Genomic DNA, 26,512 nt, shown 5'->3' with positions numbered 1-26,512 from the left:
GTGGATCGGGCCGCCGTATGTCTGACACAATGGCCCTTTGGGCATAAGGGTTAGAAAGAGGGAGGGCCGCCATGGAAGCCGGCGACACATACCGCGCGCTGCACCGCCGCTCGCTGGAGGATCGCGAGGGCTTCTGGCTCGAGCAGGCCCGGGCGATCGACTGGGCGCGCCAGCCGGCGCGCGCGCTCGACGACAGCCGCGCGCCATTCTACCGCTGGTTCCCCGATGGCGAGCTCAACACCTGCCACAACGCGCTCGACCGTCACGTCGAGGCCGGCCGCGGCGCGCAGGCGGCGCTGGTCTACGATTCGCCGGTCACCGGGCAGAAGGAAACCTTCACCTACGCCGAGCTGCGCGAGGGCGTCGCCGAGCTGGCCGGCGCCATCGCCGCGCTCGATGTCGGCAAGGGCGACCGCGTCATCATCTACATGCCGATGGTGCCCGAGGCGGCAATGGCCATGCTGGCCTGCGCGCGGCTGGGCGCGGTGCACTCCGTCGTCTTCGGCGGCTTCGCGGCCAACGAGCTGGCCACGCGCATCGACGACTGCCAGCCGAAGCTGATCATCGCCGCCTCCTGCGGCATCGAGCCCGGCCGCGTCGTCGCCTACAAGCCGCTGCTCGACCAGGCGATCGAGCTGGCGCAGCACAAGGTGCCCAGGGTGCTGATGCTGCAGCGCCCGCAGCACCCGGCGATGATGATCGACGGCCGCGACATCGACTGGGCGAGCTTCGTGCCGGGCAAGCCCAGGGCGGCCTGCGTCACGGTCAAGAGCACCGATCCGCTCTACATCCTCTACACCTCGGGCACGACCGGCCAGCCCAAGGGCGTGGTGCGCGACAACGGCGGCTACTGCGTGGCGCTCAAGTGGTCGATGCTCAATCTCTACGGCGTGAAGCCCGGCGAGGTGTGGTGGTGCGCCTCCGACGTGGGCTGGGTGGTGGGCCACAGCTACATCGTCTACGGCCCGCTGATCCATGGCGCGACCAGCGTGCTCTACGAGGGCAAGCCGGTCGGCACGCCAGACGCCGGCGCATTCTGGCGGGTGATTTCCGAGCACGGCGCGGTGGCGCTGTTCACCGCGCCGACGGCGTTCCGCGCCATCAAGAAGGAGGATCCCGAGGGCAGGTTCGTGCGTCAGTACGATCTGTCGAAGTTCCGCACCCTCTTCCTCGCCGGCGAGCGCGGCGATCCGCCGACCATCGAATGGGCGCAGGATCTGCTCGGCGTGCCGGTGATCGATCACTGGTGGCAGACCGAGACCGGCTGGCCGATCTGCGGCAATTTCCAGGGGCTGGACCCCATGCCGGTGAAGCTGGGCTCGACCGCGGTGCCCTCGCCGGGCTGGCAGATCGAGGTGCTCGACGAGCAGGGCAGGCCGGTGAAGCCGGGCGAGATCGGCGCGCTGGCGGCCAGGCTGCCGATGCCGCCGGGCGCGCTGCCCACCCTGTGGAACGCCGACGAGCGCTTCCGGCAGGCCTATCTCGCGGAGTATCCCGGCTACTACAAGACCGGCGACGCCGGCTTCATCGACGAAGACGGCTACGTCTCGGTGATGACGCGGGTCGACGACGTGATCAACGTCGCCGGCCATCGCCTGTCGACGGGCCAGATGGAGGAGGTGCTGGGCGCGCATCCCGACGTCGCGGAATGCGCGGTGATCGGCGTCGCCGACGAGCTCAAGGGCCAGTTGCCGCTGGGATTCCTGGTGCTGAAGGCCGGCGTCAACCGCCCGCATCCCGAGATCGTCTCGGAAGTCGTCAAGCTGGTGCGCGACCGCATCGGCCCGGTCGCGGCCTTCAAGAGCGCGGTGGTAGTGGCGCGCCTGCCCAAGACGCGTTCCGGCAAGATCCTGCGCGGCACGATGCAGAAGATCGCCGACTCGCAGGACTACCGGATGCCCGCGACCATCGACGATCCGGCGATCCTCGGCGAGATCGGCGAGGCGCTGAAGCCGGTGGGGTATGCGCGGTAAACGCCGCTGTCATTCCGAGCGTAGCGAGGAATCCAGTCGCATCATGGATCCCTCGCAGCGCTCGGGATGACAGCGTGATCCAATCGACGCATGGGCAAAGCCATCGTGACGATGCCGCCCCGGCATCGATCGCCGATGTATCGTCCGCGCGCATGAATCAGGGGAGCGAAAGATGGCGCGGCTCGAGGATCTGACACCGGCGATGGCCGAGCGGCTGCGTGCGCTGGAGTGCCCGGTGTACGCCAGCGCGCCCTTCGTCGCCGGCGGCAAGCTGTCGGGCCGGCGCGTCGCCATCGTCAGCTCGGCCGGCATCCATCGCCGCGGCGAGCCGCCGATGATGCCCGGCGCCAACGAGTTGCGCGAATTGCCGGCGTCGCTGCCCGCCGGCGACATCGTCATGACCCATGTCTCGGTGAACTACGACCGCACCGGCTTCCAGCGCGACATCAACACGATCTATCCGATCGACCGGCTGCGCGAGCTGGCCGAAGAGGGCGTCATCGGCTCCATCGCCGACACGCACTTCGTTGTGATGGGCGCCAACGATCCGAAGCAATGGGACGCGCTGGCCGATCAGCTCGCCCAGCGCCTGCGCCAGGATCGCGTCGATGCGGTGCTGCTCAGCCCGGTTTGACCCTTCTGCACGCGCGCCGTGAGCGCGCTCAGCCATCTCATCGAGCAGCGCGGCATCGCCACGGTCGCGCTCGGCATCATCCGCCTGCACATGGAGAAGGTGCGCGTGCCGCGCGGCCTGTGGGTGCCCTTCGAGCTCGGCCGGCCGCTGGGCGAGCCACAGGACGCCGCCTTCCAGCGCCGTGTGGTGCTGGCGGCGCTGTCGCTGCTCGAGCGCGACGACGGGCCGGTGATCCTCGAGGACTACGCCGAGGAAGCGCCCGGGCGTCTGCCGCAGCAGGGCTGGCGCCCGGCCGTCGAGCTGCCGGCGGTCCCACGGCCGGCCGCCGACGCCTCGGCCGCCGAATGGGCCGCCGCCCTGCGGGCCGAATGGGCGCCGCTGACGATGCGCGCGCGCACCACCATCGGCGGCAGCCGCCTCGAGCGCGAGCGGTGGCCCGAGCTGCTGGCCGCCTTCGCGTCGCGCACGCCGCCGAGGGAATCGCCGGTCGCCGGCCTGCGGCCTGTGCAGGCCGCGCGCTATGCCGCCGACGACCTGAAGGCGCTCTACACCGAAGCGGCGGTCGCGCCCGATGACCGGCCGAGCAGCGCGCAGGTGCTGGACTGGTTCTGGAATTCCACGGTGGCAGCGGCCCTGCTGCGGCGCATCCGCGCCGCCTGTCTCGCCAGCGACGACCGGGTGCTCGCCCTGGTGGGTCCCCAGTTCGTGCCGGCCGCCCGCGTCTAGGAGCGCGGCCTCGTCGCCAGCATCATGTAGTTGACGTCGAGGTCGCGCGGGTCGATGCGCCAGCGCCCGGTGATCGGGCTGTAGACGATGCCCGCCAGCTCCTCCACGGAAAGCCCGGCGGCGCGCAGGCCGCGCGCCACTTCCGAGGGCTTGAGGAACTTGCGCCAGTCATGCGTGCCGCGCGGCAGCCAGCGCATGACGTACTCGGCGCCGATGATGGCCAGGGCAAAAGCCTTGGTCGTGCGGTTCAGGGTCGAGAGGATCAGCACGCCGCCGGGCTTCACCAGCGCTGCGCAGCAGGCGATGAAAAGATCGACGTCGGCGACATGCTCGACGATCTCCAGCGCCAGCACGACGTCGTATTGCCTGCCCTCGTCGCGCAGCATCTCGGCGGTGCCGGCGCGGTAGTCGACGGCGAGGCCCATGCGCTCGGCATGCAGGCGCGCCACGCCGACATTGCGCTCGGAGGCGTCGATGCCGGTGACCTCGGCGCCCAGGCGCGCCATGGGCTCGCAGACCAGGCCGCCGCCGCAGCCGATGTCGAGGATCCGCAGGCCGTGCAGCGGGCCGGTCCCCTTCTCGCCGAAATCCAGCGGATCGCGGCCGAAATGGCCGGCGACGCGGTCGCGGATGAAGCCGATGCGGGCCGGGTTGAGGCGATGCAGCGGGGCGAACTTGCCGCCCTCATCCCACCATTCCTCGGCGATGCGCGAGAAGCGTTCGACCTCGCCGGCATCGACGGTGCTGGCCATGGCTTGCCCCCTGTCGCTTGCCCCGTGTCGGTCCCGCCGTTAGATATACGCCGCCCGCGGTCGGAAATCGCCTGTCAGCGACAAATGACCGCTGGCGCGCCATCCGGTCTGCCGCTACGCGCTGTCGCCGGTTCGCAGTCGGCTGATGCATCGCAGGGCAGGGGGGTATGGCTCGTCTCGTCGTGAAGTTCGGCGGCACGTCGGTCGGTGACACCGATCGCATCGAGAACGTCGCGCGCATGGTCCAGCTCGAGGTCGAGCGCGGGCATCAGCTCGCCGTGGTCGTCTCGGCGATGTCCGGCGTCACCAACCAGCTGGTCGGCCACGTCGACAAGATCATGCCGCTGCACGACTGGCGCGAGTACGACGTCGTGGTGTCGACCGGCGAGCAGGTCACCATCGGCCTGCTGGCGCTGGCGCTGCACAAGCGCGGCGTCAAGGCGCGCTCCTTCGCCTCCTGGCAATTGCCGATCCGCACCAACGGGGCGCATGGCCGCGCCCGCATCCAGTCGATCGGCACCGAGGCGATCGAGCAGGCGATGGCCGAGGGCGTCGTCGCCGTCGTGCCGGGCTTCCAGGGGATCAGCGGCGAGGGCCGCATCACCACGCTGGGCCGCGGCGGCTCCGACACCTCGGCGGTGGCGCTGGCGGCGGCGCTGAAGGCGGAGCGCTGCGACATCTACACCGACGTCGACGGCGTCTACACCACCGACCCGCGCATCACCGACAAGGCGCGCAAGCTGCCGATGGTGACCTACGAGGAGATGCTCGAGATGGCCTCGCTGGGCTCGAAGGTGCTGCAGACACGCTCCGTCGAGCTGGCGATGAACCACCGCGTCAGGGTTCAGGTGCTGGCGTCGTTCCGCAAGCTTAACGGCGAGGTTTCCTTCGACGTGCCGCCGGGCAGCGACCTGCCGGGCACGCTCGTCGTCGATGAGGAAGAGATCATGGCCAAGGGTCTGGAACAGTCCGTCGTCAGCGGCATCGCCTACGACACCAACGAGGCCAAGGTCACGGTGGCCAACGTCGCCGACCGCCCGGGCGTCGCTGCGGCGCTGTTCGGACCGCTGGCCGCGGCCAACATCAATGTCGACATGATCGTCCAGAACGTGTCGTCGGACGGCAAGTCGACCGACATCACCTTCACCATCCCCAAGACCGACCTGGCGCGTGCCAGCGCCGAGCTCGAGAAGCACAAGGCCGCCCTGGGATTCACCGAGCTGCACACCGACGCCAACGTCTGCAAGCTCTCGGTGATCGGCGTCGGAATGCGCAGTCACGCCGGCGTGGCACTGACCATGTTCGAGACCCTGGCCAGACGCGGCATCAACATCGAGGTGATCTCGACCTCGGAGATCAAGATCAGCGTGCTGATCGCCGCCGAGTACACCGAGCTCGCCGTACGCGCCCTGCACACGGCCTACGACCTGGACGCCGCGTAGCCATCGCCGGACTTCGTGTCATCCCGAGCGAAGCGAGGGATCCAGGCGCCCGCCCTGGATTCCTCGCTGTGCTCGGAATGACAGGGTGAATACGCGAGGGATCATTCCGCGACCGGGACTTTCGATACAAGGACAACCACCCGCGACGCTGGACCTCGCACGCGAAAGCGGCGATAACCGGCCCATGTTCGTCGCGCGCGTCCACACCTCCATGCCGATCGCCGCCAGGGCGGCGATTGCGGCGTGGCGCGCGCTCGCCCAGGCCCACCCGGACGCGCACCAAACCGCCCCGATCAAGCGAGCCGATCCCGGAGCGGTCTGACCATGGAGCGTACGACGCCAGTGGCCGGGCCGCGGTTGATCCTCAGGCGGCTCCGGGACGTGATGGCGCGCGCAGGCAGCGCGCAGGAGAGGCTCGACCAGGTCGTGCGCATAGTCGCCGGCGAGATGGTGGCCGAGGTCTGCTCGGTCTACGTGCTGCGCGCCGGCGACATCCTCGAGCTGTTCGCCACCCAGGGCCTCAATCCCGACGCCGTGCACCGCACGCGCCTGCGGCTGGGCGAGGGCATCGTCGGCGACATCGCCGCCAATGAGCGTCCGCTGGCCTTGGCCGACGCGCAGACGCATCCCAACTTCGCCTACCGGCCGGAGACCGGCGAGGAAATCTACCACTCGATGGCCGGCGTGCCGATCCTGCGCGGCGAGAAGGTGCTGGGTGTGCTGGCGGTGCAGAACCGCACGCTGCGCCAGTACGACGAGGAGGAGATCGAGACACTCGAGAACGTCGCCATGGTGCTGGCCGAGCTGGTGGCGTCGGGCGAGCTGGTCAACCCCGAGGAGATCAAGCCGATCGACGGCACCGGCCTCCTGCCGGTGCGCCTCGACGGCGTGTCGCTCAATGGCGGCGTCGCCATCGGCCGTGCCGTGCTGCACGAGCCGCGCATCTTCATCACCAAGGTGATCGCCGAGGACACCGCGCTGGAGCAGAAGCGCTTCGTCGAGGCGCTGGGCACCGTGCGCGCCGATCTCGACCGCATGCTCGAATCCGACGGGCTGGGCCACGGCGAGCATCGCGAGGTGCTCGAGACCTTCCGCATGTTCGCCGACGATCGCGGCTGGGTGGAGCGCATCCGCGAGGCGATCGGCACGGGCCTGACCGCCGAGGCCGGCGTGCAGCGCGCCTTCGACGACATGCGCGTGCGCTTCGGCGAGATCAGCGATCCCTACATCCAGGAACGGCTGGCCGACCTCTCCGACCTGACGCGCCGCCTGCTGCTTCGCCTGATGGGCCGCGCCACGGTGCTGGACGCCGCCAGCCTGCCCGACGACGCGGTGATCGTGGCGCGCGACCTCGGACCGGCCGAGCTGCTGGAGTACGACCGCAACCGGCTGCGCGGCGTGGTGCTGGAGGAGGGCTCGGCACTCAGCCACGTCGCCATCGTCGCGCGCGCGCTGGACCTGCCGGTGGTCGGCCGCGTCGAGGACATCACCGGCCGCATCGAGGCCGGCGAATCGCTGGTCGTCGACGGCGACAACGCCCAGGTCCTCATCCGGCCGGCCGAGGAGATCCAGCAGCAGGTCGCCGACACCCTGCAGGCCGCCGAGCAGCGGCGGCTGCAGTACGCCAAGCTGCGCGACCTGCCGGCGGCGACGCGCGACGGCGTGAAGGTCTCGCTGCGCGTCAACGCCGGCCTGCTGATCGACCTGCAGCACCTGGCGACCACCGGCGCCGATGGCGTGGGGCTGTACCGCACCGAGATCACCTTCATGGTGCGCTCGCAGTTCCCCGACGTCGAGGAGCAGGCGCAGCTCTACCGCCGCGTGCTCGACCAGGCCGACGGCAAGCCGGTGGCCTTCCGCACGCTCGATGTCGGCGGCGACAAGGTGCTGCCCTATGTCGAGGCGTTCGGCGACGAGAACCCGGCAATGGGCTGGCGCGCGATCCGCATCGGGCTCGACCGCCCGGCCATGCTGCGTCGGCAGCTGCGGGCCATCATCATGGCCGCCGACGGTCGGCCGCTGTGGATCATGTTCCCGATGGTCGCCGACCTCACGGAGCTGCGGCAGGCGCGTCATCTTCTTGACCTGGAACTGACCCGGGCGCAGGCCCGGGGACTGGCGATCCCGTCCCGCCTGTCGGTCGGGGTGATGCTCGAAGTGCCTGCCTTGCTTTGGCAATTGCCCGAGTTGCTGCGCGAGATCGACTTCCTGTCGGTGGGCAGCAATGATCTTGTGCAGTTTTTGTTCGCGGCCGACCGCGGCAATCCCCGCCTCGCGGGACGATATGATCCTTTGTCGCCACCCGTTCTGCGTGCGCTGAAGATGGTGGTCGACCAGTGCAACAAGGCGCATGTCGAGCTGAGCCTCTGTGGCGAGATGGCCGGCCGGCCGATCGAGGCCATGGCGCTGCTCGGCGTCGGCCTGCGCACGCTGTCGATGGCGCCGGGCGGCTTCGGTCCGGTCAAGACCATGGTGCGCGCGCTCGACCTCACGCGGTTCACCGGCTACCTCGGCGATCTGATGAACGGATCGCAGCGCAGCGTGCGCGACAAGATCCGTCTGTTCGCGCGCGATCACGGCATCCCGCTCTGAGATCCTCCCTCTCCCCGCTTGCGGGGAGAGAGTCGGGGTGAGGGGTTGTTTCAGGTTGGGCACGGCCGTGGTGCGCCACTTGTGGCAGCCCCTCACCCCAACCCTCTTCCCGCGCGCGGGGAGAGGGAGTGATGGTCCGCTTTGACGTTTGGATCGCACGGGATTCTGCGAGTCGCGCACAGACTCAGGTTTCGTCGCGCGCCGAGTCCTGCTAAGACGAAAACAAGGGCGAGTGAATTCCGTTTACCGTGTTTGCGACAGAGCTGAGATGCGCGACCACACGAACTGGCAGGTGGAAGCGACGGCCGCGTGCGCGGGCGTTGGTCAGATGTTGCGGGAAGCGCGCGAGTCGCTGGGCTTGTCGCTGCGCGACGTGTCGAGCGACACGCGCGTGCGCTACGCCTATCTCGACGCGATCGAGAACGGTCGCTTCCACGATCTGCCCGGCCGCACCTACATCCCTGCCTTCCTGCGCGCCTATGCCAAGCGAGTGAACCTCGACGCCGAGCGTGTGCTCGAAGCCTATCGCGCCATCGACGCTGCGCCGCCGCCCGCGGTCGCCTACAACTTCCCCGCCGCGCCCAGGGAGCGTCGTACGCCGAAGGCGGCGTTGCTGTTCGCCTCCTGCGCGCTGCTGTTCGGCGCCTACGTCACGTGGCATGCGCTGACCCGCGAGCCCGGTGGGCCGGCGCAGGTGGTGGCGCCTGTCCCGGATCGTCTGAAGCCCGCGCCGGTGATCGCGGCAGCGCCCGAGCCGGCCCCGCCCGCCGCGCCGGCGCCGGCGCCTGCCGCTGCCCAGGTCCCCACGGGGACGCCGGCACCAGCCGCCACGCCGGCGCCGGTGCAGGCGATCAGCCCGACCGCCCCGCTGCCCGGCGCTATACCGCCGGCGCCGATCACGGCGCCCCTGCCGCCGCCCGCCGCGTTGCCGGTACCCGCGATGGCCCCGGCGCCTGTCCCGCTGCCGCCGCCCGCCATGTCCGCGTCACCCGTCCCGTTTTCGCCGCCTATCGTGCTTCCATCGCCCGGGCAGGCCCAGGCGGCCACGCCACCCGCCCGCCAGGACGCCGGCGGGCAGGCACCCAACGCCCAGGAAGCCAGCCGCCCGCCGGATCTGAAGCCGGCCGAGGTCAAGCCGCCGGAACCGCCCAAGGCGGCGGTGATCACCGCGCCGCCGGGTACCAAGCCGGTGACCCTGCTGCCCAAGACCGATGGCTGGCTGGAGCTGCGCGGGCCCAACGGCGAGGTGCTGGCCTCGACCTTCGTGCGCGCCGGCGAGCCCTATACCGTGCCCGAGGGCATCGGCTACCGCCTGACGCCCGACGCGCAGCGCTGACATCATTCCTGCACAGATCGGTGGCATGAGGTCGCTGGCGCGAGCCGGATTGTCGCGCCATCCCCATATGCGGGAAGACACATGTGGCGTCTTCCTCCCTCTCCCCGCTTGCGGGGAGAGGGGTTGTTTCAGGTTGGGCATAGCCGTGGTGCGACACTTGATGCAGCCCCTCACTCCAACCCTCTCCCCGCTTGCGGGGAGAGGGAGAAGAAAGTCTCCCTGGATCCCTCGCTCCGCTCGGGATGACAGGGTGCCTCCATATTTGCCGCGCGCTGCTCTACAATGCGCCCCACCAGCAGACCGGGCCACCGGACGATGAGCGTCAGACCGTATCGCGATATCCAGCGCCGCAAGTCCCGGCGCATCCTGGTCGGCAATGTGCCGGTGGGCGGTGATTCGCCGATCACCGTGCAGACCATGACCAACACCCTGACCGCCGACGCGCGCGCGACGATCGAGCAGATCCGCCGCTGCGAGGAGGCCGGCGTCGACATTATCCGCGTCTCCTGTCCGGACGAGGATTCGACGAAGGCGCTCAAGCAGATCGTGCGCGCCGCGAAGGTGCCGATCGTCGCCGACATCCACTTCCACTACAGACGCGCCATCGAGGCGGCCGACGCCGGCGCCGCGTGCCTGCGCATCAATCCCGGCAATATCGGCAGCGCCGAGCGCGTGCGCGAGGTGGTGAAGGCGGCGCGCGACCATGGCTGCTCGATGCGCATCGGAGTCAATGCCGGCTCGCTCGAGCGCGACCTCCTGGAGAAGTACGGCGAGCCCTGCCCGGAGGCGATGGTCGAAAGCGCGCTCGATCACGCGCGCATCCTCGAGGATCACGATTTCCGCGAGTTCAAGATCAGCGTGAAGGCCTCGGACGTGTTCCTTGCGGTGGCCGCCTACCAGGGACTCGCCGAAGCCTGCGACTATCCACTGCATATCGGCGTCACCGAGGCCGGCGGCCTGCGCACCGGCACGGTGAAGTCCTCGATCGGCCTGGGCATGCTGCTGTGGGGCGGCATCGGCGACACGCTGCGCGTCTCGCTGTCGGCCGAGCCCGAGGAGGAGGTGCGCGTCGGCTTCGAGATGCTGAAGGGGCTGAACCTGCGGCACCGCGGCGTCAACCTGATCTCCTGCCCGAGCTGCGCGCGTCAGCAGTTCGACGTCATCCGCACCGTCGAGGCGCTGGAGAAGCGCGTGGCGCACATCACCACGCCGATGACCGTCTCGGTGATCGGCTGCGTGGTGAACGGACCGGGCGAGGCGCGCGAGACCGATATCGGCTTCACCGGTGGCGGCAACGGCACGCATCAGGTCTATGTCGCGGGCGTGCCGCACCACAGGCTCAAGGACGCCGGCATCGTCGAGCACCTGGCCCAGATGATCGAGAAGAAGGCCGCCGAGATCGAGGCCGCCAAGGAAGCCGCGGCGCCCAAGGCGGCGGCGGAGTAGGCACCCCGGATCGCGGCGCGCGGGAGTGGTGGCGCATGCTCTATCAGCTTCGCATCTACGAGATCTTCGAGCGCAACAAGGCAGCGTTCCATGACCGCTTCCGCGATCACGCCGCGCGCATCATGGGGCGCTACGGCTTTCGCATCGTGGCGATGTGGGAGGCGCAGACCCAGGCCGGCCCGCAATTCGTCTATGTCCTGGCCTGGCCCGACCTTGCCGCCAAGGAGGCGGCCTGGGCCGCCTTCATGGCCGACGAGGAGTGGAAGGAGATCAAGCGCGTCACCTCGGCCGAGCACGGCAGCCTGGTCGGTGGCATCGAGGACCGGCCGATGACCCTGACCGACTATTCGCCGCCCCTGGGCCGGTAAGTCTGCGGACAGGGCGATCGCACAGTCCCATACCTTCCCCCGGAGGGGGAAGGTGGCGCGCAGCGCCGGATGGGGGATGCCTCAACGAAACCGCTGTCCGTCTTCGACATCCCCCTTCCGCCCTTCGGGCACCTTCCCCCTCCAGGGGAAGGTAGGACCAGGGCGGGGTGGGCAGACCGGCCCAATCCGTGTAATCAACCGCCCGTCCCGACCGCTCCCTTTTCCGGAATCCCGACGTGTCCAAGCTCCAACCCGTACGCGGCACCCACGACATCCTGCCCGACGAGTTCCCGCGCTTCGCGCATGTCTGGGACACGGCGCGCGACGTGGCGCGGCTCTACGGCTATGCCGAGATGGCGACGCCGATCTTCGAGTTCACCGAGCTGTTCGCGCGCGGCATGGGCGAGACCTCCGACGTCGTGTCGAAGGAAATGTACACGTTCACGGACCGCGGCGGCGAAGGCCTGACGCTCCGGCCCGAGTACACCGCCGGCATCTGCCGCGCCTTCATCTCCAACGGCCTCCTGCAGCAGGTGCCGCTGAAGCTCTTTGCGCACGGCCCGATGTTCCGCTACGAGCGGCCGCAGAAGGGCCGCCAGCGCCAGTTCCACCAGATCGACCTCGAGGTGCTGGGCGCGCCCGAGCCGGAATGCGACGTCGAGGTGATCTCGGTCGCCGCCGACATCCTCGACCGGCTCGGCATCCTGGAACGCTGCACGCTCAACCTGAACTCGCTGGGCGACCCGGAAAGCCGCGCCGCCTACCGCAAGGTGCTGGTCGACTACTACAGCGCCCACAAGGCGAAGCTCAGCGAGGATTCGCTGCGCCGCCTGGAGCGCAATCCGATGCGCATCCTCGACAGCAAGGACGAGGGCGACAAGGCGGCCAACGCCAACGCACCGGCGCTGGCCGACTACCTCAACGCCACCGCGCGCGACTTCTTCGCGTCGGTAAAGGCCGGGCTGGAGGCCTCGGGCATCGCCTTCGTCGTCGATCCCAACCTGGTGCGCGGGCTCGACTACTACACCCACACCGCCTTCGAGTTCGTCACCACGCATCTGGGCGCCCAGGGCACGGTGATCGGCGGCGGCCGCTACGACGGGCTGATCGAGCAGCTCGGCGGGCCGCCGACCGCCGGCATCGGCTGGGCCGGCGGCATCGAGCGGCTGGTGATGCTGGCCAACGACCCGCCCAAGCCGGAGCGGCCGGTGGCGATCGTGCCGATGGGCGAGGCGGCGGAGCGCCGCGCGCTGGCGCTGGCGCGCGAGCTGCGCGACAGCGACGTGCCGGTCGAGCTGGCGTACCGGGGCAACATGAAGCGCCGTCTGCAGCGCGCCAACAAGCTCAACGCCAGCCACGCGCTGATCCTGGGCGATGCCGAGCTGGGCAAGGGCGTGGTGGCGCTGAAGAACCTCGCCGACGGCACGCAGCGCGAGGTGGCTTTCGACGACATCGTCGAAGAGCTGACCGTCGACGCCATGGGCCAGCTCGGCGACCTGCTGGGCTTCGACGGCCTCGACGACGAAGACGGGGACAAGCGGTGATGGCGCCCGCCCTAATACCTTCCCCCGGAGGGGGAAGGTGGCGCGCGCAGCGCGACGGATGGGGGATGTCTCAACGCGTCCGGTGTTCGTCTTCGACGTCCTTCGTCCGCCCTTCGGGCACCTTTCCCCTCCGGGGGAAGGGAAGGCGAAGCCCATGACACTCGACGACAAGCTCGACCAGGTGGTGCACCGCCACGCGGAGTTGCAGGCCATGCTCTCGCGGGTCGGCCTCGATTCGGCGCGCTTCACCCAGGCATCGAAGGAATATGCCGAGCTCGGCCCGCTGGTCGAGGCGGTCGGTGAATTGCGCGCGGCGCAGAAGGAGGCGCATGACCTCGCCGGCATGATCGCCGATGCCGGCACCGACGCCGAGATGAAGGCGCTGGCCGAGGAGGAGTTCCGCGCCGCGAAGGAGCGCGTGCCGCTGCTCGAGCGGCGGGTGCAGCTGATGCTGCTGCCGCGCGACGAGGCCGACGCGCGCAACGCCATCCTCGAGGTGCGCGCCGGCACGGGCGGCGAGGAAGCCGCCCTGTTCGCCGCCGATCTCTTCCGCATGTACCAGCGCTACGCCGCGCTGCGCGGCTGGAAGTTCGAGATCATGGAGCTCAGCGACAGCGGCATGGGCGGCTACCGCGAGGCCACCGCCACCGTCACCGGCAAGGACGTCTTCGCGCGGCTGAAGTTCGAATCGGGCGTGCATCGCGTGCAGCGCGTGCCGGCCACCGAATCGCAGGGCCGTATCCACACCTCGGCCGCGACCGTCGCCGTGCTGCCCGAGGCCGAGGAGGTCGACCTCAAGATCGAGGACAAGGACCTGCGCATCGACGTGTTCCGCTCCTCCGGACCGGGCGGCCAGTCGGTCAACACCACCGACAGCGCCGTGCGCATTACGCACTTGCCGACCGGCGTCGTGGTCAGCCAGCAGGACGAGAAGAGCCAGCACAAGAACAAGGCCAAGGCGATGAAGATCCTGCGCGCGCGGCTCTACGAGGCGCAGCGCCAGAAGCTCGCCGACGAGCGCGCCGCGGCGCGCAAGGGCCAGGTCGGCAGCGGCGACCGCAGCGAACGCATCCGCACCTACAACTTTCCCCAGGGCCGCTGCACGGACCACCGTATCAACCTGACGCTCTACGAGCTCGACAAGGTCATGGACGGCACGGCGCTCGACAAGGTGGTCGAGGCGCTGATCGCGGATGACGAGGCGGCAAGGCTGGCGGAGTTCGCGGCGTAGGGCGTTTATAGATTCTTTCCCGTCAGTCGCCGCCAGATTTGTTACTTTGCTGAAAAGATCGTCTTCGGATAGGCGATATGCGCGCCCTCATTCTTGCGCTGTTCTTTCCTTTTGCATTGCTCGCGACAGGCATCCTGAGCGCTCAGGAACGGCGCGTCGATCAGGTTGTGACAGTCTTCCGCGAGCCACGACAGACGCTACCCGCGGTCGGGTTGCAGCTCATGCGGGAACTCGCCGATACGGTACCGGTTCCCGATGATGACCTCGATCGACGGCGGCTGCAGTCTGATCTGGGTGGTGCACTCATCAGGCTTGGTGAACTGGATGCATCTTGGCGCCTTAGCCAGCGGCTCGCGAGCCAGCCGGGTGAGCTGGACGGCGACATCTTTCTTGAGTTTGCCAGGAGCGGACACTTCGCCGCTTTTCGGCGGTACTGGCCGATATCAATGGTCAATGCAGAGAAGAGATGTTGGATCCTCTACATGGTTGTCCTCGGGTCGTCAGACCCGATCGAACAAGGATTGGTCGACGACCTGCGCGCGGGTCTTGACTGCGACATGCCGCATCGTCGCGACGCGGCGCCAAGTCCAGTCCCGCATGCCGAGCCAGCGAAACATTCGCGGCGTTCAGCGATCCAGCAGCTACGGGACCATGTGGATCTGAAATGGTGTGGAGGCTATCAGCTCTCTTGCCACGAGCACTCACCTGGCTTGTTGATCAACATGGTGGGGCCAGCGGATGGTGAGGGCCCGCCGGAACTTGTCATCGACCTCATCAAGCGAGTGTCCGAGCGCCGACTTCGCATGGAGCTGGTCGGCCTTATCGTCCAGATGGCCGTCAAACGGCACGATGTACGAGCCGCGTCGGTGTATGTCGAGCAGCTCATTCGCGACCTTGAGTCCGAAGTACCTGCCGAGCGCGATCACACGGTTGACTGGTCAGGTGCGGGCGCATGCCTTTGGGAAAAGGTATGGTTTGAAGACGGTTGGGGTCGCACCGCCCGTGCCAGTGATTGCTTCGGTGGCGCATTTGGCGCCGCCCTTCACCTTATTCTTGGCGGAGAGGCCAGTCTCGCGCGAAAGCTGATTGCATCACTTGAGACACACAATCACGTCGTGGTGCCGCCGGACTTCGGCCGGGGCCAGGAAACCGACAGCGGCCGTTGGGCGTGGATCGCCATCTTGCACCTCGTGGCAGGCAACGCCAAGGAAGCGGAAGCCGCGTTGGAGCGGGCTCTGACCGCGATGGTGGCGGCTCGCGACTATCCCGCTGGAACGTTCAGGTGGTTCATGCGCTACGGGCGTGGCGACTGGGTGCACCGCGTGCTGCGCCATTTGTCCTTACTCGCTTCCGGCCCCGACGATCTGCAGCGTCGTTGGTTGGCCGAGGATTGGGCGGTTGGTGCGATCGTGACTGGCCGAGCTAATGAGCTGCGCGCCGCTCTCGCTCTTGTGCAAGACGGGATTGGCGGACAGTCCATCATCAGCGATCGATTCAAGGTCGCAATGATCATGGATGCACCCTATGACCCCGCCATTGCGCAAGTCGTGATCGATGTCTTCGACCGGAGCGGGACGGAAGGTCTGAAAAAAGCCCAGGAGATCGCTGTCGCTCTGAGGATGTATGGAGCGCGAACCGAGGCGCTGGCCATCGTCCGCTCATTGCTCGCCCGCCAAGCCGCCACCACGGAAGCTTGGCCTGGGTCGGACTCCCAGTTCCGCTGGGCTATAGAGCTCCTTTGGAATGCCGATCCGCAGTTTCGGCCACTTGGGCTCTTGTCGTTGGCGCCGACGCGCGAGCGGTACGCGGCGCATCTGATGCTACTCGCCTCCATATCGGCATTTCGGCGCGATTTCCATGAGCTGGCAAGGATCGGTCCATTGATTGATAGCGTGCGCTCCGACCTCGATCCGGAAGAATTCGAGACCCAGCGAGCTTGGCGGGATATCGCGTACGCCTATGCCGCCAAGGGTGACCTCGCGGTAGCGTTGGACACAAAGAAGACCACGAACATTCGAATGCTGTCCGATGGCCTCTACACGGCGTTCATCGAGGCATGGGCCAAGTCCGTGGGCCTCAGTCTGCAATAGACAGTCGAGGTACGGGCGCGCTCGCGATAGTCACAGTGGACATAGCAGGAGATTGGCGGCCCGAACTGCGACGAGACGAAGGCCGCTTTCGGGCCCGCTGGTCCTGCCAGACATTCTATCGCGCTCCCGCAGCCCGCAACACCGTGACCATCTCAGCGTAGCCACGCTCAAGGGCCAGGCCAAGCGCGGTCCTGCCACCTCGGTCCGCGATGTCGAGGCGAGTGCCGGCCTCGACCAGCGCTCGCGCGCAGGCGACATGGCGCGGCCCGCCGTCGCCCAGCACCACCGCCTCGATCAGCGCCGTCCAGCCGAGATTGTTGACGTGGTCGAGCGGCGCGCCGGCCTCGATCAGGGCGCGCACCACTTCGTCGTGGCCGAGATGGGCGGCGGCGATCAGCGCCGTGCCGTCATAGGGGCTGGTGATGGCGCGCGGGTCGGCGCCCAGCCGGATCGCCAGCCGCACCATCGCCGCGTCGTCGCGCACGGCGGCGATAGTGACGATATCGTAGCGCTGGCGCTCCCTGGCCTTCGGATCGGCCCCGCCCGCGACCAGGGCCGAGACCGCCGCCTGGTGGCCGGCGAAGGCCGCGACAAGCAGCGGCGTGCGCCCGGCGCCGTCGCGCGCATTGGGATCGGCCTTCGCGGCGAGCAGCCGTGCGATCTCCGCCGTGTCGCCGCGCGCCGCCGCCGCGTGCAAGCCGGTATAGGCGGCGATCTCCGCGGCGGAGGGTGGAACTTGCGCGGCCGCGGTGGCCGTGACGCCCAGCGTCGAGGCAAGGACGAGCAGTGCTCGAAGGACGTCACGCATGGTCGTCACTCGGGTGGCGGCAATGCCGCAACGATGCGCTCGAGCTTGGGGACGTTGCGCATGCCGACAGTGTCGATCCACGGGATATCCGGGTGCGCGCCTCTTACTGCCGGCGACACGCGTCGCGCCGCTTCTCCCACGAGCTCGAGAATGCGCTCCGCAGCAAGTCGGAACGTGAAGTCTCTGTCGAGATCGGCGCGTTCTCGGTCTTGCGCCAATCGAAGGGCATCCCGCCCGAAGCCGAGCATATCCTCGAAGTACGCCGGATCGCGCTCTTCAGGCGGCATCGAGTCTCGTCTTGTCGCGCAGGATAGAGCGCCGTCTGCGCTCGCCCCTGATCAGGCGCTCTTCCACCAGGTCGACCTTCCGCCCGAACAGTTCCTCGGCCTCGTGATGCAGGCGTCCGAGGTCGAACAGGCTCCAGCCGGGATCGGGCTCGAACTCGACGAGCAGGTCGATGTCGCTGTCGGCCCGCGCCTCGCCGCGTGCGGCCGAGCCGAAGAGCGACAGCTCGCGGATCTTCCAGCGCTTGCACAGCGCGGCCAGTCTCTCCTGGCTGGGCATGGCGATGGCTGTCATGGGCAATAGCATACCATGGTGACCGGCCCTTGCGCGGCCCCGCGCGCTGCGCGAGCCTGCCGCATCACCCCGCGACGGAGCCGCCGCCATGTCGACCAGCCCAGCCCCCGACCTGCAGATGGGCATCCTGCAGCGCCGCCGCATCGAGGCCGAGATCATCAAGCCGATATACGAGGAGATGAAGGCGGCGTTCGGCGAAGCAGCGGCCAAGGGCGTGATCGAGCGCGCGATTCGCAAGGCCGCAATCGAGGCCGGCCGGCAGTTCGCGGCCCAGGCGAAGGGCGGCACCTCGCTCGCCAGCTTCGCCGCCATCCAGCCGCTGTGGACGAAGGAAGACGCGCTGCGCATCGAGCCGTTGCGCCAGGACGCCGAGCATCTCGACTTCAACGTCGTGCGCTGCCGCTACGCCGAGATGTATCGCGAGATGGGGCTGGGCGAGATCGGCCATCTGCTGTCGTGCAACCGCGATGGCACCTTCATCGAGGGCTATGACGCGCGCATCGAGTTCCAGCGCAGCCAGACCATCATGGGCGGCGCCAGCCATTGCGATTTCCACTACCGCCTGCGGCCGCAAAACGAGGGTTGAGCGGCGACTCCCGGCCCGGCACATTGGCCCCGTGCTGGGGGGAGAATTGAGCGGGATGCCCACGGTCGGCGACATGTTGGCCTCGGTGGCGGCGCGGCTGGCGGCGGCCGGGATCGAGAACGGCCGGCTCGAGGCGCGCCTGCTGGTCGGCGACGCCACCGGCCTGCCGGTCGAGGCCATGATTGCCGACCCCGGGGCGGCGATCGATGACGCCGGCGTCATCGCCCGCGTCGAGCGGCTGACCAAAAGGCGGCTGACTCACGAGCCGATGTCGCAAATTCTAGGGTATCGCGAGTTCTGGAGCCTGTCGTTCAAGGTCACGCCCGACGTGCTGACGCCGCGGCCCGACAGCGAGACCCTGGTCGAGGCGGTGCTGTCGGTTGTGCCGGACCGTTCGGCCCGGCTCAGCCTGCTCGACCTCGGCGTCGGTTCGGGCTGCCTGCTGCTGTCGCTGCTGCACGCGCTGCCCAATGCGCGCGGCGTGGGGGTGGACCGCAGCGAGCGGGCGCTGGCGGTGGCGCGCGAGAATGCCCAGGCGCTGGGCCTGGCCGGCCGCGCCGCGATGCGCGCCGGCGACTGGGGCGCCGGGCTGCCCGATCAGTACGACATCGTCGTCTCCAACCCGCCCTATGTCCCGAGCGACGACATCGAGGGGCTGGCGCCGGAGGTCTCCGAGCACGAGCCATGGCTGGCGCTGGACGGCGGCCGCGACGGGCTGGACGCCTACCGGACCCTGGCCGGCGAGCTGCCCTTCCTGGTGCGCGAGGGCGGCTGGACAGCCCTGGAGGTCGGCCAGGGCCAGGCCCCGGACGTGGCCCGGCTGATGCGGGCCGCAGGGTTCCGGATCGAGCGGGTGGCGGCCGATCTGGGCGGGATCGAGCGGGTCATCCTCGCCCGGCGGCCCTGAATTGGTCCCACGAACGGCCCAACAAATCGTTTGGCAAGGACCGGCCGACCGGATAGGTTGAGGGCATCCGAAGAGGAGAACCGCTGTCGACGCCCGGAAAGGCGCGAGCGTTCCCCTCGGAACCAAGTCCGCGACGGTACCCGCATGAGCGGGGCATTCAACACCGGGGTCCATACCCGTCGCGGCCGAACATCGGCAGGCTGAATGAGACCGAACAATCAGCGGCGGCAGCGTGGCCGCAACAATGGCGGCGGCGGAAAACAGAAGTTTCCCAGCCGTAACCAGTCCTATGACAGCAATGGACCCGATGTGCGGGTCAGGGGCACGGCCCACCAGATCTACGAGAAGTACATGGCGCTGGCCCGCGAGGCGACGACCTCGGGCGACCGGATCCTGGCCGAGTCCTACTACCAGTACGCCGAGCACTATTTCCGGGTGATCGCCGCCCAGGGTGGTTTCGTGCGTCCCAGCTTCGACCGCATGTGGGACGAGGAAGGCGGCGGCGAGGAGGGTGCGCCGCAGGGCGAGGGCGCCCCGATGGAAGGCCAGGGTGGCGAAGGCGCCGGCGAAGGCGGCCAGCGCCCCGAGGGTGGCGAGCAGCAGCAGCGCCGATACGACGATCGCGGCGGCTACAACGAGCGCCAGCAGGGCTATGGCGGGGAGCGCGGCCCCGGCGGTGGCTACGACAATCGCCGCCATGAGCAGCGCCGGCATGATGACCGCCGCTACGACGATCGTCGGCACGATGATCGTCGCCAGGACGATCGCCGGTCAGCGGCGGCGCAGGGCGATGGCCCGCGCGACGGCGGCTACGGCGACAACCCGGGCGAGGGCGCGACGCCGATCCCGTACCCGCCGCGGGTGCGCAACCTGTCGGATGACCCGGCCTTCGCCGAGCAGCCGCAGGTCGACGGTGCGCCGTTCAATGGCAACAGCGTTGTCGGCCCCGACGGCGCGCCGGCAACCGCGCCGGTGCCGGCCGAGGGTGGGGCGGAGGCCGGCGAAGGCCAGGGCGGCCGCGGCGACCGCCAGTTCAGGCCGCGCCATCCGCATTTCCGCCGCTTCCGCGGCGCCCAGCGGCGTGAGCGCGATGGTGGCGAAGGCGGACCCGCGCCAGAGCCTGCGGGAGAGCCTTCGGGCGGCAAGGAGTAGCCCCAGGAACAGCCCAGGCCGCCGTGCGCGGCGCACAGACGACACGGCGCCGGCAGCCACCGGCGCCGTCCTCTTTTGCGCGACGCGCTACTTCTTGGCGGCGAAGCGTTCCTCGAGCTCGTCCATGCGTCGACGCAGGGCGTTGATGTCGTCAAGCTTGAGATCGCCCTTGGCATCGACCGCGCCGATCTCGCTGTGCAGCCGCTCATCGGCGGCGGCCAGCTCGGCGACCGCCTTGTCGACGTGCTTGCGCACCTCGGCCATCGCCACGTGATCGGCATCCTCGGCGTGCTGACGGATCTCGGTGGCGGCCGCGTCGATCGCCTTGCCGATGGCGTTGGAATCGCTCTTGCCGCCTGATCCCTTCCTCAGCGACGCGATCGCCGCCTCGAGCGCGGCCACGCGCCTGGCCAGGCCACTGTCGGCGACCGGCTTGGCCGCCACCGACTTTCTCGCCGGTGCCGGCTTCTTCGCCTTGGTCTTGGCCTTGGCCTTGCTCTTGGGTTTCGCTTTAGCGGCCGCCTTCTTCTTCGCGCCCTTCGCCTTCGCCATGCGGTCTCTCCCTATGCGCGAGCCTCGTCGCTGATCGTAGACCGACGCGCGCCGGACGCAAGTCGGCTCGCGGCAGAATCCCCATCATTCGTCATCCAGCGGCGAGCGGATTTGGTTGCGCAGGATCAATGCAGGGCGCGGCGGAAGCGCTAAATCCTGAAGCCGCGAGGGGTCTTGCCGTCGGCGGAGGCCGCCCCATATCTGGGACCGGATGCCTCATCAGAGGGTCCGCCCGTTCGCCCGCCGCCAGTCGGGGGCACAAAGGAAGGGGTCAGAGTCATGGATCAAGAGAAGTATACCGATCGAGTCCGCGGTTTCCTGCAGAGCGCCCAGATGCTGGCGCTGCGCTCCGGTCACCAGCGGTTCAATCCCGAACACGTCCTGAAGGTTCTGCTCGACGATGAGGAAGGGCTCGCCGCCAATCTGATCGCCGGCGCCGGCGGCGATTCGCGCCTCGCATTGCGCGAGACCGAGCAGGCGCTGGCCAAGCTGCCCAAGGTCGAGGGATCGGGCGCCGGCCAGGTCTATCTCGCACCGGAGACCGCGCGCACATTCGAGCAGGCCGAGCAGCTGGCCAAGAAGGCCGGCGACTCCTTCGTCACGGTCGAGCGTTTGCTGCAGGCGCTTGCCATGCCCGGCGCCGGCAATGCCGCCGACATCCTCAAGCGCGCCGGCGTGACGCCCAAGGCGCTCAACGAGTCGGTGAACACGCTGCGCAAGGGTCGTACCGCCGACAATGCCTCGGCCGAGAGTTCCTACGACGCGCTGAAGAAGTACGCCCGCGACCTGACGCAGGTGGCGCGCGAGGGCAAGCTCGACCCGGTGATCGGCCGCGACGAGGAGATCCGTCGCACCATCCAGGTGCTGAGCCGCCGCACCAAGAACAATCCCGTGCTGATCGGCGAGCCCGGCGTCGGCAAGACCGCAATCGCCGAGGGCCTGGCGCTGCGCATCGTCAACGACGACGTGCCCGAGGCGCTCAAGGGCAAGAAGCTGATGGCGCTCGATCTCGGCGCCATGGTCGCCGGCGCGAAGTATCGCGGCGAGTTCGAGGAGCGGCTGAAGGCCGTGCTGTCGGAGATCGCCGCGGCTGCGGGCGACATCGTCGTCTTCATCGACGAGCTGCACACGCTGGTCGGCGCCGGCAAGGCGGAAGGCGCGATGGACGCGTCGAACATGCTGAAGCCGGCGCTGGCGCGCGGCGAGCTGCACTGCGTCGGCGCCACCACGCTCGACGAGTACCGCAAGCACATCGAGAAGGACGCCGCACTCGCCCGGCGATTCCAGCCGGTGTTCGTGAGCGAGCCCTCGGTCGAGGACACGATCTCGATCCTGCGCGGCATCAAGGAGAAGTACGAGCTGCATCACGGCGTGCGGATCGCCGACGCCGCGATCGTCGCCGCCGCGACCTTGTCGAACCGCTACATTTCCGACCGCTTCCTGCCCGACAAGGCGATCGACCTGATGGACGAGGCGGCCAGCCGCATCCGCATGCAGGTCGACTCCAAGCCGGAGGACATCGACGAGCTGGATCGCCGCATCCTGCAGCTGCAGATCGAGCGCGAGGCACTGAGGAAGGAAAGCGACACCGCGTCCAAGGACCGGCTGGGCAAGCTCGAGAAGGATCTCGCCGAGCTGGAGCAGAAGAGCGCCAGCCTGACCGCGGCGTGGAAGGCGGCCAAGGACAAGCTCGCTGGCACACAGAAGATCAAGGAGGAGCTCGATCGCGCGCGTGCCGAGCTGGAGATCGCGCAGCGGCGCGGCGAGCTGGCCAAGGCGGGTGAGCTGGCCTATGGCCGGATTCCGGAGCTCGAGAAGCAGCTCAAGGACGCCGAGCATGCCGAGGCCGCCGGCGGCCGGGCGCTGAAGGAGGAGGTGCAGCCCGAGGACATCGCCGCCGTGGTGTCGCGCTGGACCGGCGTGCCGGTCGACAAGATGCTGGAGGGCGAGCGCGCCAAGCTGCTGCGCATGGAAGAGGAGCTGCACAAGCGTGTCATCGGGCAGGACGAGGCGATCGTCGCGGTGTCCAACGCCGTGCGCCGTGCCCGGGCGGGTCTGCAGGATCCCAACCGGCCGATCGGCTCGTTTCTGTTCCTCGGCCCCACGGGCGTCGGCAAGACCGAGCTGACCAAGGCGCTGGCTGCGTTCCTGTTCGACGACGACCAGGCGATGGTGCGCATCGACATGTCCGAGTACATGGAGAAGCACGCCGTCAGTCGCCTGATCGGCGCGCCGCCGGGCTATGTCGGCTACGACGAGGGCGGCGCGCTCACCGAGGCGGTGCGGCGCCGGCCCTACCAGGTGATCCTGTTCGACGAGGTCGAGAAGGCGCATCCGGACGTCTTCAACGTGCTGCTGCAGGTGCTCGATGACGGCCGCCTGACCGACGGTCAGGGCCGCACCGTGGACTTCCGCAACACGCTGATCGTGCTGACCAGCAACCTCGGCAGCGAGCATCTCGCGGCATTGAAGGACGATCAGTCGGTCGACGATGCGCGCGATGCCGTCATGGAGCAGGTGCGCCGCGCCTTCCGGCCGGAGTTCCTCAACCGCCTCGACGAGGTGTTGCTGTTCACGCGGCTCAGCCGCGGCCACATGGGCGACATCGTCGAGATCCAGCTGGCGCGCCTGCGCAAGCTCCTGGAAGCGCGCAAGGTCGAGCTCAGGCTCGACGACCGGGCGCGCACCTGGCTGGCCAATCGCGGCTACGATCCTGTCTACGGTGCGCGGCCGCTCAAGCGGGTGATCCAGCGCTCGATCCAGAACCCGCTGGCACAGCTGATCCTCGACGGCACGGTGCCCGATGGCGCCGCGGTCGACGTCTCGGTCAAGGACGGCGAGCTCAGCATCGCCGGCCACACCGTGAAGGCCGACCTCGCCGACGCGGCCGACGACTAGACGCCGATGTCGTCCTGAGCGAAGCGAAGGACCCCGCGGTTGAGCGATCACATGAAGGCGGCGCCGGTGCACTCCCGGCGCCGATTTCGCTTGTGATCACGACCGTGGGGTCCTTCGCTGGCGCTCGGGACGACGCTGGGCCATGCTGCGCGCCATGGCATGGGATCCCGCTCAATACCTGAAGTTCGCCGGCGAGCGTCTGCAGCCGGCGATCGACCTGCTGGCGCGCGTGCCGGCGGTGGCGCCGAAGATCGTCATCGACGTCGGATGCGGCGCCGGCAACATGATGCCGTTGCTCGCCGCGCGCTGGCCCGACGCTCAGCTCGCGGGTGTCGACGGCTCGCCCGAAATGCTGGCGCGTGCGCGCATGGATCATCCGGCGGCACGCTTCGTCGAGGCCGATCTCAACCACTGGCAGGCCGACGCGCCGGCCGACGTGCTGTTCAGCAATGCCACGCTGCACTGGCTCGACGATCACGCGACCTTGTTTCCGTCGCTGCTCAGGCAACTCGCGCCGGGCGGCTGGCTCGCCATCCAGATGCCGCGCAATTTCGATGCACCCTCGCATTCGACCGTGATCGATACCATCGAGGACGGACCATGGCGCACGACGCTGCTGCCGGTGCTGCGCCGCAGGCCGGTGGCGCCAGCCGATGAATACTGGCGACTGCTGTCGCCGCTGGCGGCGTCCGTTGCGATCTGGGAGATCGAGTACCTGCAGGTGCTGAAGGGCGAGAACCCGGTGGCGGAATTCACCAAGGGCTCGTGGCTGCCGCAATTCCTGACGCGGCTCGAGGAGCCGATGCGCGGCGCGTTCGAGGCCGCCTATCGCGCGCGCGTCGCCGCCGCCTATCCGAGGGAAGCCGACGGCAGCACGCTGTTCCGCTTCCGCCGCCTCTTCATCCTGGCGCAGGCCGGCGCTTAGAGCGACGCGTGCAAGATCAGTTTGACCCTGTCATCCCGAGCTTTCTGGGAGCGCCGGCGTCCCGCCGGCTCAGGAAGAGGCCGGCGGGATGTCGGCGCTCCCAAAGAGATCCCTCGCTGCGCTCGGGATGACAGCGGCAACTCAACCCAGCCGGAGATCGCTCTAGTTGACCGCGCGGCCCACAGGATCGCCGAAGCGCTGCATCATCACCTCGCTGAACGGCGTGCTCGCCGGCGCGATCCAACTGCCTGAGCGCAGCGTGTAGGCGGCCGGCCTGGCGGCGCTCGCCGGCGACTCGCCACGGTCGCGCAGCGCGCGGGCGCCTTCCAGCAGCGCCGAGCGAAAACGCACCACCGCCATGTCGGTGGGCGTGAGGATCTCCTGGCTGCGATCGACGATCGCGCCCTGGCTCTCCTGCACCATGGCATCCTGCTCGGCCACGCCCTTCACGCCGGTGAAGCTGCGGTGCTTCATGTCCTCGAGGTCGCGCAGGTAGCCGTTGGCCTTGTTGCGCAGCGGCACGTAGTCCCTGTCGACCTCGGCGATCACGCCGTGACCGGTGGCGAATTTCTCGCGCTCGGCATTGGTCAGGGGCCGCGCCGGATTCCAGGCATAGGTGTAGATCCAGCAATCCTCGTCGGTGACCGGCACGAAGGTGTAGCCGAAATAGGTCTCGCCCGGCAGGGTCGAGGGCGTCGTGGCGTGCGCCGGCAGCATGAACTGCGAGGTGCGCCAGTAGAGCTCGCCGCCGTCCGCGGCGCGCGAGGCGCCGATGACGAAGCCGCAATCGTGCGCGGCGATCTGGAACTTCGGCCGGGGATCGTCGCGGATCCAGCGCAGGCGCCGCTCGTCGGCCGGCGCGTCGGGGTTCGCATTCGACGCCACCGAGGGCGCGGGCATGTGCAGGAAGGAGAAGTGCGCCGTGTCGAGCGCGCCTTCCATGGTCTGCGCCCAGTTGCACTGCTGCAGCTTCTTGGTGACGTAGCGGTGCGTCGCGGGCACCAGGCCGAACTCCAGCGCCGGGACGTCGCCCGGTGGATCGCCGGGTCCGAGCCATGCCCAGACGATGTCGCCGAACTCGCGCGTCGGATGTGCCTTGAGCCTGACATGGCGATAGAGCGCCGAGCCGGGCTCGACATTGGGCAGGTCGATTGCCTTGCCGTCCACGTCGAACTTCCAGCCGTGATAGGCGCAGCGCAGGCCGCAATCCTCGTTGCGGCCCCAGACCAGGTCGGCGCCACGATGCGGGCAGCGTGGCGAGACCAGGCCGACACGGCCGTTGGTGTCGCGGAAGCACAGCCAGGTTTCGCCCATCACGGTGACGCGGATCGGCACCGCGTCGCGTTCCGCCACCTGCTCCGACAGCGCCACGGGCTGCCAGAAGCGGCGAAAGAATGCGCCCATCGGCGTCGCCGGCCCGGTGCGCGTCAGGAGTTCGTTGTCGGCGGCGCTGAGCATGACGGATTCCTCCGCCGGGGACTCTGCGCGAGCCGCCGGCGCGCAGCAAGCCGGCGCGTCAGCGTTTGCGCGCGCTCGTACCGCCGCGCGATTTGGCGGCGGCGCGCGTCACCACGATTTTGCGCTGCTTGACCGCCGAATGCTTCTTGACCACGGAACGCTGCTTCGCCACCGGACGTGCCTGCACCATCGGGGACTCTCTGACCGCGGAGCGGTGCTTCAGCCGGGAGCGATGCTTCACCCCCGAGCGGTGCTTGACGCCCGAGCGCATCTTTACTGTCGGGTGTTGCTTCACCGCGGCGTGCGACTTCACCGCCGGGCGCTGCTTGACGGCCGAGCGGTATTTGCCCCCTGAGCGCGGCTTGGCGGCCTTGGGCGGCTTGGCCGCCGCATGCCGCTTGACGCTCCGGTGCGTCTTCACCACCGATCGCGCCTTCGCCGGCTTCGCCCTGGGTGCCGAAGCCGAGAGGCTGGGCATCTCGACGCTGTCGACGAGATAGGCCAGCTGGATGG

24 protein-coding genes (1 of these 24 only partly in view) are annotated in these 26,512 nt (G+C 68.8%); 17 read left to right on the top strand and 7 right to left on the bottom strand.

Annotation, left to right across the window (positions count from 1 at the left end; all coding sequences use genetic code 11):
• The first annotated feature begins 71 nt into the window (after positions 1-71).
• The 3 genes from KF889_28865 to KF889_28855 all read left to right on the top strand — a co-directional run bounded on the left by KF889_28865 (position 72) and on the right by KF889_28855 (position 3,333).
• Positions 72-1,973: a propionyl-CoA synthetase gene (locus KF889_28865; GenBank protein ID MBX3503471.1), complete on the top strand. Its 1,902-nt coding sequence runs from the start codon at positions 72-74 to the stop codon at positions 1,971-1,973.
• Between the two features lie 172 nt (positions 1,974-2,145).
• On the top strand, positions 2,146-2,607 hold the full coding sequence (locus KF889_28860) for a selenoprotein B glycine/betaine/sarcosine/D-proline reductase (protein MBX3503470.1): 462 nt from the start codon (positions 2,146-2,148) through the stop codon (positions 2,605-2,607).
• 18 nt (positions 2,608-2,625) lie between these two features.
• Complete coding sequence (locus KF889_28855; GenBank protein MBX3503469.1) at positions 2,626-3,333, top strand: hypothetical protein; 708 nt, start codon at positions 2,626-2,628, stop codon at positions 3,331-3,333.
• Here the strand turns inward: KF889_28855 and ubiG are convergent.
• The gene (gene ubiG, locus KF889_28850; GenBank protein ID MBX3503468.1) at positions 3,330-4,085 is read right to left on the bottom strand and encodes a bifunctional 2-polyprenyl-6-hydroxyphenol methylase/3-demethylubiquinol 3-O-methyltransferase UbiG; all 756 of its coding nucleotides are present in this window, start codon (positions 4,083-4,085) and stop codon (positions 3,330-3,332) included. The genes KF889_28855 and ubiG overlap by 4 nt on opposite strands.
• A gap of 167 nt (positions 4,086-4,252) precedes the next feature.
• Between ubiG and KF889_28845 the strand changes: the two genes are divergently transcribed.
• The 9 genes from KF889_28845 to KF889_28805 all read left to right on the top strand — a co-directional run bounded on the left by KF889_28845 (position 4,253) and on the right by KF889_28805 (position 16,134).
• Positions 4,253-5,527 carry an aspartate kinase gene (locus KF889_28845; protein ID MBX3503467.1) on the top strand — a complete coding sequence of 425 codons (1,275 nt, stop codon included), beginning with the start codon at positions 4,253-4,255 and terminating at the stop codon, positions 5,525-5,527.
• A 184-nt stretch (positions 5,528-5,711) separates the two neighbouring features.
• The gene (locus KF889_28840; protein ID MBX3503466.1) at positions 5,712-5,849 is read left to right on the top strand and encodes a hypothetical protein; all 138 of its coding nucleotides are present in this window, start codon (positions 5,712-5,714) and stop codon (positions 5,847-5,849) included.
• A gap of 2 nt (positions 5,850-5,851) precedes the next feature.
• Positions 5,852-8,119 (top strand): phosphoenolpyruvate--protein phosphotransferase, encoded by a 2,268-nt coding sequence (gene ptsP, locus KF889_28835; protein MBX3503465.1) that lies wholly within the window; start codon positions 5,852-5,854, stop codon positions 8,117-8,119.
• A 328-nt stretch (positions 8,120-8,447) separates the two neighbouring features.
• Positions 8,448-9,455, top strand: a complete 1,008-nt coding sequence (locus KF889_28830) for a helix-turn-helix domain-containing protein (GenBank protein MBX3503464.1) — start codon at positions 8,448-8,450, stop codon at positions 9,453-9,455.
• Between the two features lie 315 nt (positions 9,456-9,770).
• Positions 9,771-10,901, top strand: coding sequence for a flavodoxin-dependent (E)-4-hydroxy-3-methylbut-2-enyl-diphosphate synthase (ispG, locus tag KF889_28825; GenBank protein ID MBX3503463.1), 1,131 nt, complete (start codon positions 9,771-9,773; stop codon positions 10,899-10,901).
• Between the two features lie 35 nt (positions 10,902-10,936).
• Positions 10,937-11,269, top strand: coding sequence for an NIPSNAP family protein (locus KF889_28820; GenBank protein ID MBX3503462.1), 333 nt, complete (start codon positions 10,937-10,939; stop codon positions 11,267-11,269).
• A gap of 236 nt (positions 11,270-11,505) precedes the next feature.
• Complete coding sequence (gene hisS / locus KF889_28815) at positions 11,506-12,813, top strand: histidine--tRNA ligase (GenBank protein MBX3503461.1); 1,308 nt, start codon at positions 11,506-11,508, stop codon at positions 12,811-12,813.
• A gap of 154 nt (positions 12,814-12,967) precedes the next feature.
• Positions 12,968-14,044: a peptide chain release factor 1 gene (gene prfA / locus KF889_28810; protein ID MBX3503460.1), complete on the top strand. Its 1,077-nt coding sequence runs from the start codon at positions 12,968-12,970 to the stop codon at positions 14,042-14,044.
• A 77-nt stretch (positions 14,045-14,121) separates the two neighbouring features.
• A complete protein-coding gene (locus KF889_28805; protein ID MBX3503459.1) occupies positions 14,122-16,134 on the top strand; it encodes a hypothetical protein in 2,013 nt (670 codons plus the stop codon).
• Positions 16,135-16,249: 115 nt separating this feature from the next.
• On the opposite strand, the gene KF889_28800 is transcribed toward KF889_28805, so the two are convergent.
• From KF889_28800 to KF889_28790, 3 genes are read right to left on the bottom strand one after another with little or no spacing between them, the layout of a single operon-like run.
• Positions 16,250-16,942: an ankyrin repeat domain-containing protein gene (locus KF889_28800; protein ID MBX3503458.1), complete on the bottom strand. Its 693-nt coding sequence runs from the start codon at positions 16,940-16,942 to the stop codon at positions 16,250-16,252.
• Positions 16,943-16,947: 5 nt separating this feature from the next.
• The gene (locus tag KF889_28795; GenBank protein MBX3503457.1) at positions 16,948-17,190 is read right to left on the bottom strand and encodes a DUF86 domain-containing protein; all 243 of its coding nucleotides are present in this window, start codon (positions 17,188-17,190) and stop codon (positions 16,948-16,950) included.
• Positions 17,191-17,218: 28 nt separating this feature from the next.
• On the bottom strand, positions 17,219-17,521 hold the full coding sequence (locus KF889_28790; protein ID MBX3503456.1) for a nucleotidyltransferase family protein: 303 nt from the start codon (positions 17,519-17,521) through the stop codon (positions 17,219-17,221).
• 88 nt (positions 17,522-17,609) lie between these two features.
• Between KF889_28790 and KF889_28785 the strand changes: the two genes are divergently transcribed.
• From KF889_28785 to KF889_28775, 3 genes are all read left to right on the top strand, one after another.
• Positions 17,610-18,107, top strand: a complete 498-nt coding sequence (locus KF889_28785) for an L-2-amino-thiazoline-4-carboxylic acid hydrolase (GenBank protein ID MBX3503455.1) — start codon at positions 17,610-17,612, stop codon at positions 18,105-18,107.
• A gap of 55 nt (positions 18,108-18,162) precedes the next feature.
• Positions 18,163-19,014, top strand: a complete 852-nt coding sequence (gene prmC, locus KF889_28780; protein ID MBX3503454.1) for a peptide chain release factor N(5)-glutamine methyltransferase — start codon at positions 18,163-18,165, stop codon at positions 19,012-19,014.
• A 204-nt stretch (positions 19,015-19,218) separates the two neighbouring features.
• Positions 19,219-20,166, top strand: coding sequence for a DUF4167 domain-containing protein (locus KF889_28775; GenBank protein ID MBX3503453.1), 948 nt, complete (start codon positions 19,219-19,221; stop codon positions 20,164-20,166).
• 87 nt (positions 20,167-20,253) lie between these two features.
• On the opposite strand, the gene KF889_28770 is transcribed toward KF889_28775, so the two are convergent.
• Entirely contained in the window at positions 20,254-20,718 is a 465-nt protein-coding gene (locus tag KF889_28770; GenBank protein ID MBX3503452.1) for a hypothetical protein, read from the bottom strand.
• A gap of 279 nt (positions 20,719-20,997) precedes the next feature.
• Here KF889_28770 and clpB point away from each other — a divergent pair, with 279 nt between their 5' ends.
• Together clpB and KF889_28760 are read left to right on the top strand one after the other, a co-directional pair.
• Positions 20,998-23,616 carry an ATP-dependent chaperone ClpB gene (gene clpB / locus KF889_28765; GenBank protein ID MBX3503451.1) on the top strand — a complete coding sequence of 873 codons (2,619 nt, stop codon included), beginning with the start codon at positions 20,998-21,000 and terminating at the stop codon, positions 23,614-23,616.
• Positions 23,617-23,770: 154 nt separating this feature from the next.
• The gene (locus KF889_28760) at positions 23,771-24,541 is read left to right on the top strand and encodes a methyltransferase domain-containing protein (protein ID MBX3503450.1); all 771 of its coding nucleotides are present in this window, start codon (positions 23,771-23,773) and stop codon (positions 24,539-24,541) included.
• Between the two features lie 162 nt (positions 24,542-24,703).
• Here the strand turns inward: KF889_28760 and KF889_28755 are convergent, their stop codons facing one another.
• Positions 24,704-25,999, bottom strand: coding sequence for a Rieske 2Fe-2S domain-containing protein (locus KF889_28755; GenBank protein MBX3503449.1), 1,296 nt, complete (start codon positions 25,997-25,999; stop codon positions 24,704-24,706).
• 58 nt (positions 26,000-26,057) lie between these two features.
• A protein-coding gene (locus tag KF889_28750) for a M23 family metallopeptidase (GenBank protein MBX3503448.1) crosses the window boundary here: on the bottom strand, positions 26,058-26,512 show its final stretch. 1,273 nt of this gene lie beyond the right edge of the window; the window shows 455 of its 1,728 coding nt (coding positions 1,274-1,728); its start codon lies off the right edge, out of view; the stop codon is at positions 26,058-26,060.

The sequence above is a fragment of the Alphaproteobacteria bacterium genome (genome assembly GCA_019635875.1).
GTDB lineage: Bacteria > Pseudomonadota > Alphaproteobacteria > Reyranellales > Reyranellaceae > JAFAZJ01.
The sequence above is the reverse complement of the archived record's forward strand: the minus strand, read 5'-3'. Positions and strand labels throughout refer to the sequence as shown.

Coding starts and splice junctions, on each gene's coding strand:
- KF889_28865 (MBX3503471.1), top strand. CDS start 72: ATGGAAGCCGGCGACACATACCGCGCGCTGCACCGCCGCTCGCTGGAG.
- KF889_28860 (MBX3503470.1), top strand. CDS start 2,146: ATGGCGCGGCTCGAGGATCTGACACCGGCGATGGCCGAGCGGCTGCGT.
- ubiG (MBX3503468.1), bottom strand. CDS start 4,085: ATGGCCAGCACCGTCGATGCCGGCGAGGTCGAACGCTTCTCGCGCATC.
- KF889_28845 (MBX3503467.1), top strand. CDS start 4,253: ATGGCTCGTCTCGTCGTGAAGTTCGGCGGCACGTCGGTCGGTGACACC.
- KF889_28840 (MBX3503466.1), top strand. CDS start 5,712: ATGTTCGTCGCGCGCGTCCACACCTCCATGCCGATCGCCGCCAGGGCG.
- ptsP (MBX3503465.1), top strand. CDS start 5,852: ATGGAGCGTACGACGCCAGTGGCCGGGCCGCGGTTGATCCTCAGGCGG.
- KF889_28830 (MBX3503464.1), top strand. CDS start 8,448: ATGTTGCGGGAAGCGCGCGAGTCGCTGGGCTTGTCGCTGCGCGACGTG.
- ispG (MBX3503463.1), top strand. CDS start 9,771: ATGAGCGTCAGACCGTATCGCGATATCCAGCGCCGCAAGTCCCGGCGC.
- KF889_28820 (MBX3503462.1), top strand. CDS start 10,937: ATGCTCTATCAGCTTCGCATCTACGAGATCTTCGAGCGCAACAAGGCA.
- prfA (MBX3503460.1), top strand. CDS start 12,968: ATGACACTCGACGACAAGCTCGACCAGGTGGTGCACCGCCACGCGGAG.
- KF889_28805 (MBX3503459.1), top strand. CDS start 14,122: ATGCGCGCCCTCATTCTTGCGCTGTTCTTTCCTTTTGCATTGCTCGCG.
- KF889_28800 (MBX3503458.1), bottom strand. CDS start 16,942: ATGCGTGACGTCCTTCGAGCACTGCTCGTCCTTGCCTCGACGCTGGGC.
- KF889_28795 (MBX3503457.1), bottom strand. CDS start 17,190: ATGCTCGGCTTCGGGCGGGATGCCCTTCGATTGGCGCAAGACCGAGAA.
- KF889_28790 (MBX3503456.1), bottom strand. CDS start 17,521: ATGACAGCCATCGCCATGCCCAGCCAGGAGAGACTGGCCGCGCTGTGC.
- KF889_28785 (MBX3503455.1), top strand. CDS start 17,610: ATGTCGACCAGCCCAGCCCCCGACCTGCAGATGGGCATCCTGCAGCGC.
- prmC (MBX3503454.1), top strand. CDS start 18,163: ATGCCCACGGTCGGCGACATGTTGGCCTCGGTGGCGGCGCGGCTGGCG.
- KF889_28775 (MBX3503453.1), top strand. CDS start 19,219: ATGAGACCGAACAATCAGCGGCGGCAGCGTGGCCGCAACAATGGCGGC.
- KF889_28770 (MBX3503452.1), bottom strand. CDS start 20,718: ATGGCGAAGGCGAAGGGCGCGAAGAAGAAGGCGGCCGCTAAAGCGAAA.
- clpB (MBX3503451.1), top strand. CDS start 20,998: ATGGATCAAGAGAAGTATACCGATCGAGTCCGCGGTTTCCTGCAGAGC.
- KF889_28760 (MBX3503450.1), top strand. CDS start 23,771: ATGGCATGGGATCCCGCTCAATACCTGAAGTTCGCCGGCGAGCGTCTG.
- KF889_28755 (MBX3503449.1), bottom strand. CDS start 25,999: ATGCTCAGCGCCGCCGACAACGAACTCCTGACGCGCACCGGGCCGGCG.